At 41.1% G+C, this 16,112-nt stretch carries 11 protein-coding genes, 1 pseudogene and 1 other annotated feature; of the genes and pseudogenes, 5 read left to right on the forward strand and 7 right to left on the reverse strand.

Features of this window, described 5'->3' with window-relative positions; translation table 11 throughout:
• Positions 1-88 precede the first annotated feature (88 nt).
• From H7F25_RS01460 to gabP, 3 genes and pseudogenes are all read right to left on the reverse strand, one after another.
• A complete protein-coding gene (locus tag H7F25_RS01460; RefSeq protein WP_024424480.1) occupies positions 89-460 on the reverse strand; it encodes a carboxymuconolactone decarboxylase family protein in 372 nt (123 codons plus the stop codon).
• Between the two features lie 274 nt (positions 461-734).
• A complete protein-coding gene (locus H7F25_RS01465; RefSeq protein WP_024424481.1) occupies positions 735-2,267 on the reverse strand; it encodes a multicopper oxidase family protein in 1,533 nt (510 codons plus the stop codon).
• Positions 2,268-2,356: 89 nt separating this feature from the next.
• Positions 2,357-3,753, reverse strand: a pseudogene (gabP, locus tag H7F25_RS01470) (GABA permease); the annotation flags it as partial.
• Positions 3,754-4,235: 482 nt separating this feature from the next.
• Between gabP and H7F25_RS01475 the strand changes: the two are divergent.
• The 5 genes from H7F25_RS01475 to guaA all read left to right on the forward strand — a co-directional run bounded on the left by H7F25_RS01475 (position 4,236) and on the right by guaA (position 11,329).
• Complete coding sequence (locus H7F25_RS01475) at positions 4,236-5,135, forward strand: cation diffusion facilitator family transporter (RefSeq protein WP_024426719.1); 900 nt, start codon at positions 4,236-4,238, stop codon at positions 5,133-5,135.
• Between the two features lie 102 nt (positions 5,136-5,237).
• The gene (locus H7F25_RS01480) at positions 5,238-6,200 is read left to right on the forward strand and encodes an AAA family ATPase (RefSeq protein ID WP_024426718.1); all 963 of its coding nucleotides are present in this window, start codon (positions 5,238-5,240) and stop codon (positions 6,198-6,200) included.
• 101 nt (positions 6,201-6,301) lie between these two features.
• Complete coding sequence (locus tag H7F25_RS01485) at positions 6,302-7,387, forward strand: DUF58 domain-containing protein (RefSeq protein ID WP_253207504.1); 1,086 nt, start codon at positions 6,302-6,304, stop codon at positions 7,385-7,387.
• Between the two features lie 9 nt (positions 7,388-7,396).
• Positions 7,397-9,601, forward strand: a complete 2,205-nt coding sequence (locus H7F25_RS01490) for a DUF4129 domain-containing transglutaminase family protein (protein WP_185854146.1) — start codon at positions 7,397-7,399, stop codon at positions 9,599-9,601.
• Between the two features lie 186 nt (positions 9,602-9,787).
• A complete protein-coding gene (gene guaA / locus H7F25_RS01495) occupies positions 9,788-11,329 on the forward strand; it encodes a glutamine-hydrolyzing GMP synthase (RefSeq protein ID WP_024424487.1) in 1,542 nt (513 codons plus the stop codon).
• 80 nt (positions 11,330-11,409) lie between these two features.
• Here the strand turns inward: guaA and H7F25_RS01500 are convergent, their stop codons facing one another.
• The 4 genes from H7F25_RS01500 to H7F25_RS01515 form a co-directional block, all read right to left on the reverse strand.
• Positions 11,410-11,895 carry a YbaK/EbsC family protein gene (locus H7F25_RS01500; RefSeq protein WP_149125932.1) on the reverse strand — a complete coding sequence of 162 codons (486 nt, stop codon included), beginning with the start codon at positions 11,893-11,895 and terminating at the stop codon, positions 11,410-11,412.
• Between the two features lie 18 nt (positions 11,896-11,913).
• Positions 11,914-12,969, reverse strand: coding sequence for a helix-turn-helix domain-containing protein (locus H7F25_RS01505; RefSeq protein ID WP_185854147.1), 1,056 nt, complete (start codon positions 12,967-12,969; stop codon positions 11,914-11,916).
• Positions 12,970-14,631 carry a 2-isopropylmalate synthase gene (locus tag H7F25_RS01510; RefSeq protein ID WP_122631716.1) on the reverse strand — a complete coding sequence of 554 codons (1,662 nt, stop codon included), beginning with the start codon at positions 14,629-14,631 and terminating at the stop codon, positions 12,970-12,972. It abuts the gene before it with no gap.
• A gap of 57 nt (positions 14,632-14,688) precedes the next feature.
• Positions 14,689-14,953, reverse strand: a binding site (T-box leader).
• A gap of 219 nt (positions 14,954-15,172) precedes the next feature.
• Complete coding sequence (locus tag H7F25_RS01515; protein ID WP_122631718.1) at positions 15,173-16,060, reverse strand: helix-turn-helix domain-containing protein; 888 nt, start codon at positions 16,058-16,060, stop codon at positions 15,173-15,175.
• Positions 16,061-16,112: the final 52 nt, after the last annotated feature.

Below are 16,112 nucleotides of genomic sequence, written 5' to 3' on the forward strand. Positions count from 1 at the left end.
TTTGCTTATGTGACAGAGGAAAAGAAAAAGAGTAATATGAGTGAACATAAAAAAACGAGAGGACTGATGACATCTCGTTTTCTCTGTTTTATTTGTTTTCATCTAATAAGTTTTGAAAGATAAACAGGGCATTAATGGAGTGAGGGAAGCCAGCAACCTTTGTACAGTGTTTAATAATCTCCATAATCTCTATAACAGAAAGTCCGATATGTAATGCTTGTTCAAAATGAGTCTTTAACTCTTTATCACAATTGCCTTTTGTGATAAGGGAAGATAATGTGCTGATGGCCTTTTGTTTTTCATCTAATATGAAGTGATTGAATTCTTTTTGTTCACTGAGTTCAATGGTTAGTTGTTCAATGTTTGACCGAATGCTCTCGTTTTCATAAATTGAAAGCTTCTCTCTGTTACCTGCCGCTGTTTCTTGTTTGACCTGGCAAGTCTCTTTTTCTTCATTCAAATTGAACTCCTCCGTTTTTTATCGCAATTTTCCATTTGTTCGTTCATTATGGCTTATGTGCCTTTTGATAGATGTAATGGGTATATAGTAGTATTATCGGTTGCTGCGTCAACATTTTAAGTATGGAATGCTCCTCAAAGGAATGATTCATGCGATTTATTTTTCCATTTTGAAATGGATCATAAAAGGGCTAATGACTGGATGTCCGTTAGCCCCTTTGTAATCAGCAGTTTCATACAAGTTATACGCATTTGGCGGAAGAGTGGTTTCATTTTTACTGAATGATATCCATCGGCCTCATCATGTCATAATCTTCATGTTCTAAAATATGACAATGCCACACATATCGGCCGCTGTATGGAACAAATCGAGCAACGATCCGAATGACTTCACCTGCATGCGCCTGAATGGTGTCCTTGTAGCCTTGTTCATGTAAAGGAGGCGCTTCGTTTGGTCCTGTATATACGATTTCTCCTGTCGATTGATAGACTTCTGTATCAAATGGTCTTCTGTCTAAAACCCTAAATTGAACAAGGTGCAAATGAATAGGGTGTGTCCCTCTGGTTGGGTTGACGATAGACCATACCTCTAGACTGCCAAGACGAGGATTTTCAGTGACAGGATCATTCCAAAAATGGTTATCGAGCAATAGGATAGGGCGGCCGTATTTATCCTGTGTGCCGGTAAGTGTGAGTGTACGCTCTCTATCAGCTCGACTTGGCCGAAGCGGTGGCAGCGGTTTAAAAATCGGACGTAATGTTTTAGGTACTCTCCCTTTTAGTGGACGTGTGACTTTGAATTGCATAATGTTCGCATCTGTTTCAGGGTTCACATCCTGTCCGCAGCCGGCTGTATTTTTGAGAGTGATCGTTTTGTTTTCGTAAGCTGAAAAGTCGATGATGACATCGAAACGTTCAGCAGGCGCGATGCTAAAGGATTGATGGCGAACGGGTCTTGGCAAAAAGCCCCCATCGGAACCAATTTGCAAGATTGTAGCGTCATTATCTAGATGCAGCTCGTAAGTTCTAGTATTGGACGCATTTAAAATACGAAAACGGTATTTTCGCGGCTCTACTTCTAAATAGGGCCATACTTTTCCATTGACTAAGATCGTTTCTCCACAAAAAAAGGGCACGATGGATGGGTCTGGTATGTCACTGTCCTCTGGCGTATCGTTTGGTCTGCTAGGATAAAACAGTGAGCCATCCTCCTGAAACGTCCGGTCCATAATCATTAAAGGAATGTCATAGTCATCTTTCGGAAGCTCTAAAGACTTTTCAAATGCATCTGAGATCAAATAAAACCCAGCTAAACCGGCGTACACATTTAGTCGTGTCAATGCCATCGCATGATCGTGATACCACAATGTGCAGGCTTGCTGATGATTTGGGTAGACGTAAGTCTCTCTTTCAAAAAAAGGGCCGGTTGCTTCAAAGTCCCGTGAAAACCAGGCCTCTGGGTAGCCGTCACTGCTTGCTGGCGTGACGCCGCCATGCAGATGAACGACTGTTTTGACCTCTGGTTCATCGTGATGACCGGAGTGGATGGTGTGATCGACAGGCAGAAAATGTTTCAATGGCAATTTGTTCATCCATTTCACTTTGACCTTTTCATTTCGATTGGCTTTAATGGTTGGTCCAGGCAAGCTGCCATTATAGGTCCATAGCTTGGTTGGGGGCAGGTCTCTATGAACTTTTAAGAATACCTCCTCCATAGCAATTTCATAATACGTTTGTCTTGGGTTCTTTTTGACGGGCTCCGCGACTTCTGGAATTGGAAGCTCGTCAACAAATTTTTCTAGGTTCATGTTGACTAATCCTCACTTAAATTCAATTTGATACAGTATAAGTGCGGACATCCAAATAGGTGAATAAAATAAAAAAACCCGCTTTTCAGCGGGAGAATTACGGGTGTTTATTTTCAAGCGCCGCATTTGCAGGCACTTTTTTATTCGGTTTAAAGATGAAATAAGCAGCCAGTACGCCAAAGGTAATGATACTCGTCAAAATGAGCTGTGGCCGCATGGATTCGATAAACAGCATCGATGCCAAGATGGCGCAAATGACCAAAATGGTAAAGTACGTGAGGTATGGGAACAGCCACATTTTGATTTTGAGCTGTTCTGGATTTTCTTTTTCGATTTTGCGTCGCATTCTTAATTGTGAAACGGCAATGACCAAGTAAACAAGAAGGGCAATGGCACCAGATGCGTTGACTAAGAACAAAAAGATGGTTTCAGGATAAAAGTAGTTCATCATGACGGCAATGTAGGAAAAGAAGGTACCTGCGACTGTAGCCGCTACAGGAACACCACGTTTGCTGATTTTCATAAAGCGTTTTGGCGCTTCGCCTCTTTCTGCTAATGAATAAAGCATTCTGGACGTTGTGTACAAACCGGAGTTTAAACAAGATAGAACAGCTGTTAAGACAATGACGTTCATGACTTGAGCGGCTGATGGAACACCAATGTATTCTAATACCGCAACGAACGGGCTTGTTAAAATACTTGCGGAATTCCAAGGAAGCAAGGTGACAACGACAGCAATTGATCCAACATAGAATACGATAATACGCCATACAACAGAGCGGGTGGCTGTCGTCACAGATTTGACTGGGTCTGCTGATTCACCGGCCGCTATGGCCACAATCTCCGTTCCCATGAAGGAAAAGATGACGACGACGATTCCGAGTAACACAGAGCTGAATCCATTTGGAAGAAAACCGCCGTTCCCTGTTAGATTGGCAAGACCTGAAGTATGATGACCGCCAAAACCAAAGATAAATGCAAAACCAATGAGTAGAAAGAGAATGATGCTGACGACTTTAATTAATGAAAACCAATATTCAAATTCGCCAAAAGATTTAACAGAAAAGATATTTGTTAATGTTAAGAGGATTGTGAGGATAAGACTTGTGAGCCAAACAGGTGCATCTCCATACCAATATTGAATAATGGCAGCACCGGCAATGGCTTCAATGGCGATGACGATCACCCAGAAGAACCAGTAAAGCCAGCCGATTGTAAACCCGGCCCATGGACCGATGGCATCGCTCGCATATTGTGAGAAAGAACCGCTTGTCGGATAGGCACATGCCATTTCTCCAAGCATTCTCATAATAAAGATCACCAGAAGTCCGGCAAAAGAATAGGAAAGAATGGATCCAGGCCCTGCAGAATGAATGACAGCGCCACTACCAACAAATAGCCCTGCCCCAATGACCCCAGCAATGGAGATCATCGAAATATGTCTTGTTTTAAGGTTTTTTTGAAGACCGTTTGTCATGTTGGACATTTCTTTACCTCCAAACATTTCTCATGAATAGAGAATTTGTTTTTAGAATATTTTAAATTTTATCATACTGAATTGTCATTCAGCATTGGACAGGTTATCAAACTGACATTTCAAACCTCTTAACATGATGTTAAAAAGTAGAAAGGATTTGAGAGATTATGTTCCCTCTTTTCCCTCTGTTTATTTTTAAAATAGCATAAAAAAGGAAGGAGGGAAGTTGTGTCTCAAAATAAAATTATTCTGATAATTTACCAGAGAAGAGTGATTTGACGATATGTCCATTTCGAAGAGAATTGGAAAAAGGTTGATGGGAGTAGGTCTTGAGGTCATTTGACCTTGTAAAAATAAGTTTACTTAGGTCAACACATTTCTATTTATCCTATTTTGCTGACATAAGCGAATCATGTTGCTGTAGACCCACACGGGCTTTGCTTTGTAAGATAAATAATAGAAAAGTGATGTGTGAGGAGGCGCGGTTCAACATGGAGCGCTATAACGAATTAAGACAAGGTGAAACAGGTGCTTGGGTCAGCATCATTGCCTATGTGATCTTATCTGCGGTCAAACTCATTATTGGGTATGTGTTTCATTCAGAGGCTCTTTCAGCAGATGGATTGAATAACACGACGGATATTATTGCATCCCTTGCTGTGTTGATTGGGCTGCGTATTTCTCAAAAGCCGCCTGATGAAGATCATCCGTATGGTCATTTTAGAGCGGAAAATATTGCGTCTCTTGTGGCTTCCTTTATCATGATGCTTGTTGGACTTCAGGTTTTGCTGAGTGCAGGCCAGTCGTTCTTCTCATCTGAGCATCAAACGCCGGATATGATCGCGGCTTGGACAGCAGCAGGAAGTGCTGTTGTGATGTACGGTGTGTATATTTATAACCGCAATCTGTCCAAACGAATTAATAGCCAGGCTCTCCATGCGGCAGCTGCTGATAATAAATCAGATGCGTATGTGAGTATTGGAACATTTGTAGGAATTATGGCCTCTCAATTTCAGCTGGCATGGATTGATACGCTAGCAGCCTTTGTCATTGGCTTAATTATTTGTAAAACTGCGTGGGAGATTTTCAGAGATGCCTCTCATTCGTTAACAGACGGTTTTCATATCAAAGATATGTCTAAATATAAAGAGACCATTGAAGCAACACCAGGAGTAGGCGATTTAAAGGATATAAAAGCGCGTTATCTTGGAAGTACAGTCCATGTGGATGTAGTGGTTGAGGTCGAGCCTAACTTGAACATAGCAGAAAGCCATGATATTGCAGATGAAATTGAACGCAGAATGAAACAGGAGCATGATATTTTACACTCTCATGTTCATATGGAGCCAGCAAGTAAGTCAAAAGAAGAGAAGAAGTCTTTCCCATCGTGAGAAGGCTTCTTTTTTATACGTGCTGATGTTATATGCAAATGCGCGTTGTATGGTAAAGTTAGACTATATGAAATTTGACAGAAACGTGATAGGAGGATCAGGATGGCATTTGATGAACCGATGCATTCAGATTTACAAAAAATCGTAGATAACATCAATAAAGTCATGGTTGGGAAAAAAGACATTGCGATATTAAGCCTTGTTGCGATTTTGGCGAAGGGGCATGTGCTGCTCGAGGATGTGCCTGGTGTAGGGAAGACGATGATGGTTCGTGCTTTGGCAAAATCCATTGGCTGTGAGTTTAAGAGAATCCAATTCACTCCTGACCTTTTGCCTTCAGATGTAACAGGCGTGTCGATTTACAATAAAAAGACGAATGAATTTGAATTTAGGCAAGGACCGATCATGGGGCAGATTATTTTAGCTGATGAGATCAACCGGACTTCTCCTAAAACACAATCAGCATTGCTTGAAGCGATGGAGGAAGGCAGTGTCACAGTGGACGGAGAAACGATGCCGCTTGCGGATCCTTTTTTCGTCATGGCGACACAAAACCCAGTGGAATATGAAGGGACTTATCCGCTGCCAGAAGCGCAAATGGACCGGTTTTTATTCAAACTGCAGATGGGATATCCGACCATGCTCGAGGAGCTGGAGGTGCTCAACTTGCAGGAGAAGCAATCCCCGATTGATACGCTCCAAGCTGTCATGACAAAGGAACATATCCATGCGTTGCAGCAGGCTGTTCAGACCATTCATGTGGATGCATCCATTAAAGAATATATTGTTGAAATTGCTCAAGCGACGCGTAAACACCCATCTGTTTATCTAGGTGTGAGTCCAAGGGGATCGATCGCCTTGATGAAAGCGGCACAGGCGTATGCACTTTTGAATCAGCGCGATTATGTGATTCCTGATGATGTACAGTATTTGGCGCCTTATACATTACCGCATCGTATGATTTTGACATCAGAAGCGACATATGAAGGGAAGAAGGCGGAGACACTGCTGCGGCAAATGCTTGAGCAAATTGGCGTGCCAGTTCAAAAGTCGATGACTCAATGAAGTCACGTCATCGTGTAGCAATTTCATTATGGTTAAGGGTGATGATGCTCATCATACTCACTGCGGCAGCCTTTTGTTATGCCATGTTTCAGGGAGGGTTTGTGAGTTGGTTCCTTTTTTATGCATTTTTACCATATGCTTTGTATGCTTTGCTGTTTGCACTTGTTCCGCTTCGCGCGACAGCCAAGAGGACAATACAGCAAACACGCTTAAAGGCGGGGGATGTGCTGTCCGTTGACCTTGAAATCAAGCGGACACATCCATTTCCGTACGTTTACGTCATGATAGAGGATGCTCCGCCAGATACCTTTCACTTACAGGAACAGATTGAAATGAAGCAAATGCTTTTTCCTTGGTTTCGGAAAACTTGGCGATTTTCCTATCAATTGAATGATGTCATGCGAGGAGAGCATCATTTGACAGCGGTTAGAATCAAAACGGGTGATATGTTTGGGTTTGTTGAAAAAGAAATCATCATTCCGTTAGAGAAAAAGCTGCTTGTCTACCCAAAAGTGCTGGATATCCCTGTAGAGCCTGCTGAGTCAGTGAGTGAAAATGGAGGCAAAGCGGTTCACTCGTGGTTCAATGAACCGGCCCATGTGACAACAGGCGTACGGGAATATCAGCAAGGAGACCGTTTTGCTTGGGTGGACTGGAAGACGACGGCCAGAAGAGGCCAGCTGATGACGAAGGAATTTGAACAGAATCAAGCAAAGGACCTTGTTGTGTTTGCTGATTTTACTGATCAAGCTGTTTTTGAAACAGTCGTTTCTATTGCGGCATCTGTTCTTCAAACGGCTGTGAAAAAAGGCGTGCCGTCAGGTCTTGTCCCTCTAGGAGATCTGCATGCCTTTCGAGTCGATCAAGGAGAACTTCATTTACAGGACATGCTTTATTATTTAACAAGGGTGCAGCATCAGCCTTCCCGCGCACTAGAATATAAACCGTTAGCAGCGAGTGAGTACCAGCACTCAGGAAAATATGTCGTCACGGGTCAGCTGCAGGAGGAGCTTGCGGCAAGTCTCTTTGGAAATCGAAACAGAAAGAACATCACCGTGCTTTTAGTGAAGAAAGCCGTTGACCATTTCACGACAAAAGAAAAACAGCTTGTAGACCGGCTCAAGGCCTCTGGAATACGCATCACCCTTTTATTTGAAGACCGGCTGCACGAAAGAACTGTGAGGTGACAAACATTTATGCTGCATTCGCATCTGCGGCAAAGCCGTTTTGAATTGTTCATCTATTATGCTGTAGCTTTTCTGCTGCTATGGGAGTGGCTTCGTCCGCTTCAAGATTTTACAGAGACGAGCCATACGTCTTATTTCATCATTTTTATCGGGCTTACGTGTTTGTTTACGTTCTTTCGTCTGAAGTGGTATGTGACGTTTCCTATTTGTGTTGGACTGATTTTGCTTGCTTTATATTTGATCTTTTATCAATCAGCGTCAGGCTATCCGGCAGCTTTGTTTGCTGATATCAAGGATAATATCACGTTAATGAGCATGGGCATGTGGAGTGATATGTATCCGTCTTTCCGCACATTGTTGTTTTATATTTTGCTGTGGCTGCTTGTCTACTTGCTACATTATTGGGTGGTCTATCAGCAGCGAATCTTTTTCTTTTTACTGATGACGATTGTATATGTCACGATTCTTGATACGTTTACGCCATATGATGCGACCTTTGCGATCGTTCGTATTATGGTATTTGGCTTTTGTTTGCTTGGATTGCTGTATTTCGATCGACTGCGTTCAGCTGAGGGCGTTCAGGTGTCACAGAAAGCACGTCTAAAGTGGTTTTTGCCCATGCTGGCGCTTGTCCTTCTATCAGCGTCACTCGGGGCTTCTTTGCCAAAGTCTGATCCGAAATGGCCCGACCCTGTTCCGTTTTTTAAGGCGGTCACGAATCAAGATGGGACAGCCGGGCAGAATAAAGTGGGATATAGTGCAGATGATTCGGCGCTAGGCGGACCGTTTAGTGAGGACCGCACACCTGTTTTTAAATGGAGCGGAAAGGAGCCATCTTACTTTCGTGTAGAAACAAAAAGTATTTACACAGGAAAGGGCTGGGAGGATGCTTCAAATGATACGAAGCCTACTCGGCTAAAGGACGACACTGTGCCGAATCGGTGGTTTACTGAGCGAGTGAAAACAGAGGAGCATGAAACAAGAATTGATATAGAATCGGATTATCGATTTAATCATGCTGTTTATCCTATTGGAACGATCATGCTGACGCCAATGGAAAACATTCCGCTGCAAATCATGGGCAAAACGGAGAAAATTGTCCCGTCTATGCAAAACCCACCCAAAAATTTAGGGAACTATCAAGTCAGCTTTTTATCTCCTACATTTATCCTGGAGGATTTGCAGAGAATCAAAGTACCGACAAAGAAGCAGGTGAATCAGCAGGTTGGCCGTGAATACTTGCAGCTTCCATCGTCACTTCCAGAGCGTGTGAAAACTTTGGCAAACAGCTTAACGGAAACGAAGGACAATATGTATGATAAAGCGAAAGCCATCGAGGATTATTTAGGATCTGCGAAGTTTTCATATGAAACGCAGAATGTCGCTGTGCCTGGTCGTAATGAAGATTATGTGGATCAATTTTTATTTGATACGATGATCGGCTATTGTGATAATTTTTCAACCTCTATGATTGTGATGCTTCGTTCGATCGGAATTCCGGCGAGATGGGTGAAAGGGTATACGTCTGGCCAGTTATATGAAACACAAATGGATGGAAACAATGTGTATGAAGTGACCAATAACAATGCGCATTCATGGGTAGAGGTTTATTTTCCAAACAGAGGCTGGGTCACCTTTGAACCGACAAAAGGATTTACAAACCCAGAGACTTTTACGAATGAAGCTGTTTCAAGCGATCAAACGGATGATCAAAAGGAAGAAGAAGATCAGTCTAGTTCTGATGCAAGTGAAGAAAAGCAGCAAGACCAGCCGCAGCAGCAGGAGACAGAGCAGCCGGCACAACCAAAGGAGCGAGCAGCGCAGGCAAAGCCAAATATGGTGCATGTTGGTTGGGTTATAGGTTATGTGGCAGTAGCTATTGTCCTGCTTGGTTTCATCAGCTGGATGCTTTATCGATTTAGAACAAGATGGCTGCCATTCTTTATTGTAAGAAAGGTGAAACGTCTGCCAGAGGATGAAGCATTCTTCTATGCGTATGCTGCTCTATTAAAGCAGCTAGGGCGCAGAGGAATCGAGAAAAAGCCAGGTATGACGCTAAGAGAATTCGCTTCGTTGATTGATGAGAAGAATGGAGATCATCATATGTCAGAGCTGACCCAGCTTTATGAACGTGCGCTCTACCGGCGAGAGGATGCCTCGGCGCTTTGGCAGCAATCGGCAAAGTTATGGGAAAATTTAATAAACAGGAGATAGTCTTGACCGCGTACCTTCCTGTTGTTAGAATAGGTGAATATTAAAACCTTCTAAAATACATGAAATTGAAGCGTTCGGATGTGAGTCTGGGCGCTTCAAAAGCGTGATTCACACTGAGAGCAGGTTTTCTCCTCTCATTTTTTCTGTGCGTTTATAAAAAACTATATTGGACATAGAGGTGACACCATGACAAATTTAGTAAATGAAATGATTTTGGTTCTCGATTTCGGCAGTCAGTACAATCAGCTGATCACACGCCGTATTCGTGAATTTGGTGTGTACAGTGAGCTTCATCCGCACACTTTAACTGCTGAAGAAATTAAAGAAATGGCACCTAAAGGAATCATCCTTTCTGGTGGACCAAACAGTGTTTATGATGAAGGATCTTTCCGCTGTGATGAAAAGATCTTTGATCTGGACATTCCGGTTCTAGGCATTTGCTACGGCATGCAGCTCATGACTCACTATTTAGGCGGGAAAGTAGAAGCGGCCAGCCAGCGTGAATATGGAAAAGCAGATATCCATATTAACGGAACACCTGCTTTATTCAAAGACCTTCCAACTGATCAAGTCGTTTGGATGAGCCATGGTGACCTCGTTGTTGAAGTACCAGAAGGCTTTACAGTCGATGCAACAAGTGCACATTGTCCAAACTCAGCCATGAGCTTAGCTGAGAAGAATTTCTATGGCGTTCAATTCCATCCAGAGGTTCGTCACTCTGAGTACGGAAATGACCTATTGAAAAACTTTGTCTTCGGCGTGTGTGATTGTGATGGCAAATGGTCAATGGAGAACTTTATTGAAATCGAAATGCAGAAAATCCGTGAAACAGTAGGCGACAAGCAAGTATTGTGCGCACTAAGCGGCGGTGTGGATTCATCTGTTGTGGCGGTATTGATCCACAAAGCCATCGGCGATCAGCTGACATGTATTTTCGTTGACCACGGTCTTCTTCGCAAAGGCGAAGCAGAAGGGGTTATGAAAACATTTAGCGAAGGTTTCAACATGAACGTGATTAAAGTAGATGCGAAAGATCGTTTCTTAAACAAGCTAAAAGGTGTGTCTGATCCTGAGCAAAAACGTAAAATCATCGGTAACGAATTCATCTATGTATTCGATGACGAAGCGGACAAGCTAAAAGGAATCGACTACTTAGCACAAGGAACACTTTACACAGACATCATTGAGAGCGGAACAGCAACGGCACAAACAATCAAATCTCACCACAACGTAGGCGGTCTTCCAGAAGACATGCAGTTCGAATTGATTGAGCCACTCAATACGCTATTCAAGGATGAAGTCCGTGCCTTAGGTTCAGAGCTTGGCATTCCTGATGACATCGTCTGGAGACAGCCATTCCCAGGTCCAGGACTAGGTATCCGTGTACTAGGTGAAATTTCTGAAGAAAAACTAGAAATCGTCCGTGAATCGGATGCGATTCTACGCGAAGAAATTGCCAACTTCGGCCTTGAGCGCGACATCTGGCAATACTTCACGGTTCTCCCAGACATCCGCAGCGTAGGTGTTATGGGTGACGCAAGAACATACGACTACACAATCGGCATCCGTGCTGTTACATCTATTGATGGTATGACGAGTGACTGGGCAAGAATCCCTTGGGACGTGCTTGAAAAGATCTCAACTCGTATCGTCAATGAAGTGAAGCATATTAACCGCGTGGTGTATGATATTACGAGTAAGCCGCCTGCTACGATAGAGTGGGAATAAATGTAAAAGAGCTAAAAACCTTTGTGTATCAAGGGTTTCTAGCTCTTTTTTATTTTTAACTGCACTTTTCCCCTTCCGTTTTAATGTGTTAATGAATCATTCCATCCCTTACACACATCAATCCATTGTGAATAACCAGAGTGTTTTTCTAATTGTTTTATTGTGAGTTCAATGGCACTGTTACTGCTCCCGCAGGCTGGATAGACTGTCTCAAAACGTTTGAGTGAAATATCTAAATAAACAGAAACGCCATTCTTTATAGCAAAAGGACATACTCCGCCAATTTCATGACCGACCAAGTCAACGACCTCATGAGGAGAAAGCATTTTAGCTTTTGTTTTAAAATATTCCTTGAATTTTTTGTTATCAACTTTTGCATCGCCAGAGGTCACAATTAAAATAGCTTGTCCATTTACTAGAAAGGAGAGTGTTTTTGCGATTCTTTCAGGTTCACAGCCCAATGCAGAAGCAGCCAAGTCTACGGTGGCACTAGACACTGAAAATTCTTGAATTCGAGTATCCATATCATATTGTTTAAAATAATCTTTTACTTGTTTGATGGACATTATCATTTCTCCTCTTTATTATCTATTATTTAATCGATATTGATGTGGTGTTAGGTGATACTTTCTCTTAAATAAACGAATGAAATGCTCTACATTTTGATAACCTACGGCTGCCGCAATATGATCTACTTGTGAATTGCTGCCAGTGAGCATTTCGCAGGCTTTTTCCAATCTTATTTCTTGTCGAATCTCACGAAATGATTTGCCAAGCTTACGAGCTATATATTTTGACAGGTAAGACTGTGAAAGGTTAAATTCCTCTGCCATCTCCTGGATGGTGATATGCTCACAACATTGCTGAATATATTGGAGCATTTGAATCATACGTATATCACGATATTGTTTGACCTGATTTACATTCATTTGACTTGGTTTGAATCTTAATAAGAGACATAATAATATCTCAAACAAATTATTCATAATCAACTGGTAACTAGGAAACCGATTATAATTTTCTGTAAATAGTTGAAGAGAGCAGTCTAGCAAATGTTTATCCAAGTGACTATGGAAAATAAGAATATTTTTATTTTCTTTTATATACAATGCATTCAAAAAGAACTCTGAAATGACATTATTTCCTTTTAACATTTTAAAAAACACTTTTTGAAAAGTACTCTTACGGATCATGATTTGCATGGCGATTGTATTCTCCATTACAATTGGCTTGTGTATGGTGTCAGGTGGAATAAAGGCAATATCTCCTGATTTTAAAGTCATTTTTTTATCTTCCACTTCTACATACATCTCATTTTCCAGAACATAGATTATTTCAAAGAAATCATGGATAGCCGACAATTGAGGCATAAAACGGCTATACTTTCTCACTTCGATATCTTTCTCCTGACCTAACCACATGGTATCTTCCTTTTCAAATTCGTTCTGCCCTTTTTGCAAAAATTCTTCTATATATATTTGTTTATGCATTAAATTGTGTTTATCATAATCCTTCAAAAATAATTGCAATGATTGATTGTCGTGCTTTTTCTGTTGGTATTGTTGATAAAAGATTTCTTGCTCGTTATATTCTCTTAAATATTGCATCACTTCATGTTTTTCAAGTTTATCTTTTTCCATCTACATCCAAACCTCTAGTTTATTTACTGCAACCACCAGGGCTTTCACTGTTGCTTCTATAATATCTTTATCAATTCCAGCACCCCAATGCATGTTTCCTTGATATGAAATTCCAATCTGTGCACAGGCTTTTGCTTGGGAATCCTTGCCCAAAGAATTCTGTTCATAGACTTCCAAAACATATTCGAGATGAAAATATGCTTTTAATGCATTACTGATGGCATCTAAACTTCCAGTGCCAGTTCCTTGTATTTCAATTTGTTGATCATCTCTCAGCAAAGTTAAGGTAACTTCCTGCTTCTCTCCTTTATGAAATTGATAATCAAGCAGCTGGAAATGAGGGTGATAAACAACATACTGTTCTTTAAAAACATGATATATTTCTTCGACAGACAATTCCCTACTTGTCTGATCAGATACTTTCTTCGCTTCATAACCCATGGCTTCATTCATTTGATAAGGAAGTTGAATGCCATAGTTTGTTTCTAGTATATAGCCTATGCCGCCTTTTCCAGACTGGCTGTTGATTCGAATCACATCTGTTTGATAATTCCTTCCCAAGTCAACTGGATCTACTGGGATATAAGGAACGTCCCATTTATCAACATTATTTTCCTTTCTATATTTCATACCCTTAGATATAGCATCTTGATGTGACCCAGAGAATGCGGTGAAAACCATCTCGCCAGAATATGGCTGTCTCTCAGGAACAGTGATTCTTGTTAGTTTTTCATATTTTTTACGAATCGCTTCTAGGTTATTGAAATTCAATTTTGGATCATAACCTTGTGAATACATATTCATCGCCAAGGTAATCAAGTCAACGTTCCCTGTACGTTCACCGATACCAAATAATGTACCTTCGACTCTTTCTGCGCCAGCCAGAACACCAAATTCTGCATCACTCACCCCAGAGCCGCGGTCATTATGAGGATGAACAGATAATGTCACACTGTCTCGGTAAGACAGATTTTTGTGGATATACTCAATCTGACTTGCAAAGATATGAGGCATTGAATATTCAACTGTTGTCGGAATATTGATGATGGCTTTATGAGCTCGTGTCGGTTTCCAAATATCTAAAACACTATTACAAATATCTAACGCATAATCAACTTCTGTTCCTGGAAAGCTTTCTGGACTATATTGAAAATAAATATCACTATTTGTTTTTTCGGCAAGTTCTTTTACTAAAATAGCTCCATCAATGGCAATTTGTTTAATTTCATCTTTTGTTTTCTTAAATACCTGTCTGCGCTGCGCTTCTGAAGTCGAATTATATAAATGAACAATTGCTTTCGGTACTCCCTTAATGGCTTCGAAGGTTCGGCGGATAATATGCTCTCTCGCTTGTGTGATCACCATAATCGTGACATCGTCTGGAATCATATGATGATCAATCAGTGTCCGTAACAGCCTAAACTCCGTATCAGAAGCAGCTGGAAATGCGATTTCAATTTCTTTAAAACCTATCTCTACTAGTAACTGAAACATTTCTAATTTTTCTTCTAAGTTCATAGGAATAGGTAATGCTTGATTACCATCTCGCAAGTCCACACTGCACCATATCGGAGCACTTTCTAATGTTTCTTTCTTCACCCAATCATAAGTAAGGTTCGGTGGCAAAAAGTATTTCTTTTCGTATTTTTTGTGGTTAAACATCATCGATTCCTCCTAGAAAATAGAATATAAAAAAAGCCTTTCATCCCCAATATTTACCTTGGAGACGAAAGACTTCTTCTTACGCGGTACCACCCCTGTTTCATGATAACCATACATTATCATGCCCTTATTCGGATACAGATTGTTTAATCTTATATCCTTCCCATATAACGGTGGGGGGCCGTCCTTAACTACATTGATACTTTTCATTTCACTAAGGCTACTCTAAGGTGAGTTCCCTGCCTTTTTGTTATTGCTTCTCATCAGCCAGCAACTTTCTGAAAACATTTCGGCAAGTACTATTCCTTATCATCGCATTCTCATTTTTCTGATTTTTTCTATTATACCAAGTCTACAAAAAAGAGATAGTGATAGGGATATCTTTTTTAATTGATTTTTTTTGTTCTATGGGTGCTTATCTTTAATCCTCTTCACCAAATAAAATTCCAAGGCCACAAATAAAGGTGAGTGAATTCATAGCGAACAATAAAATCGCACCAATTTTTTTCATGGCAATGAACCTCCTCTTAAATTCAGTCTGCTAGCCTTCAAAATTTAAATTCACTGGTTCATCCTCTAAATGATCCACAGTATTTTGTTCTGTCACTGGCACACTTTCATCTACAATTTTAAAACTAAGTTCGTCCATCCAAATGTGACCTTGTCCATGTAGTAATATGCCAAACGCAATGACTTCACTTTTGACTGGAACATCCAATACTACACTAAAATGATTCCAGCCGTTTGTTCCTGTAATGGGGCGGTTCATCATGTTGTCAAACGCAAGAACTTCACCTGAAGAATGGTCAATCCTCATCCATAAACCAGCTGAACCTTTCACATCTTCGCTTTTGACAAAAGCAGAAAATTGAAGGCGTTCTCCACGGTAACGATCAGACTTAATTTGCTGCATCAAGGTCGCGAATCCTCGTGCTTTTTCATCCTTGGATTTCAGGTAAGCTGAGGTAGTACCACTGTGTACAATTCTGTTATCCAGACCTGTTTCATAATCAGATGGTGTTTCTCCCGTCATAATCCAGCCGGTAGGTGTGTTCTTATTTGCAGCCATATTCGTTTCCTCCTTATCAATGACATTCCTTAGTAATCTCCGATAACGTGCGGGTGACATGTCATATATCTTCTTAAAGGCTCTAGTGAAGGATTCCTGTGAACCAAAACGATACTGCAATGCGATATCAATCGCCCTTTGGTCCGTATGAATTAAATCCTTCGCCGCTTGGGTCATTCGACGTTCCCGTATATAATCAACAACTGACTTCTTAATCACTTTTTTGAACATACGGTGAAAGTGAAACCTAGAATAACCAGCGTGTTTCGCTAGAGTTTGAAGCGGTAAATCATCTTTCAGATGCTGTTCAATATAATTTAATGTTTCTTGAATCGTTTTCTCATGTTCTTGATAGGACAATCGAGCACCTCCTTGCCTTACGAGTTTAGTATAGCGGAAATGCTCTTTAGGA

The sequence above is a fragment of the Bacillus sp. PAMC28571 genome, from assembly GCF_014250435.1.
GTDB classification, from domain to species: Bacteria; Bacillota; Bacilli; order Bacillales; family Bacillaceae; genus Bacillus; species Bacillus safensis.

Bases quoted from the DNA above. Each gene is read 5' to 3' on its own strand.
- H7F25_RS01465 (WP_024424481.1), bottom strand. From the start codon at position 2,267: ATGAACCTAGAAAAATTTGTTGACGAGCTTCCAATTCCAGAAGTCGCG.
- H7F25_RS01475 (WP_024426719.1), top strand. From the start codon at position 4,236: ATGGAGCGCTATAACGAATTAAGACAAGGTGAAACAGGTGCTTGGGTC.
- H7F25_RS01480 (WP_024426718.1), top strand. From the start codon at position 5,238: ATGGCATTTGATGAACCGATGCATTCAGATTTACAAAAAATCGTAGAT.
- H7F25_RS01490 (WP_185854146.1), top strand. From the start codon at position 7,397: ATGCTGCATTCGCATCTGCGGCAAAGCCGTTTTGAATTGTTCATCTAT.
- guaA (WP_024424487.1), top strand. From the start codon at position 9,788: ATGACAAATTTAGTAAATGAAATGATTTTGGTTCTCGATTTCGGCAGT.
- H7F25_RS01500 (WP_149125932.1), bottom strand. From the start codon at position 11,895: ATGTCCATCAAACAAGTAAAAGATTATTTTAAACAATATGATATGGAT.
- H7F25_RS01505 (WP_185854147.1), bottom strand. From the start codon at position 12,969: ATGGAAAAAGATAAACTTGAAAAACATGAAGTGATGCAATATTTAAGA.
- H7F25_RS01510 (WP_122631716.1), bottom strand. From the start codon at position 14,631: ATGTTTAACCACAAAAAATACGAAAAGAAATACTTTTTGCCACCGAAC.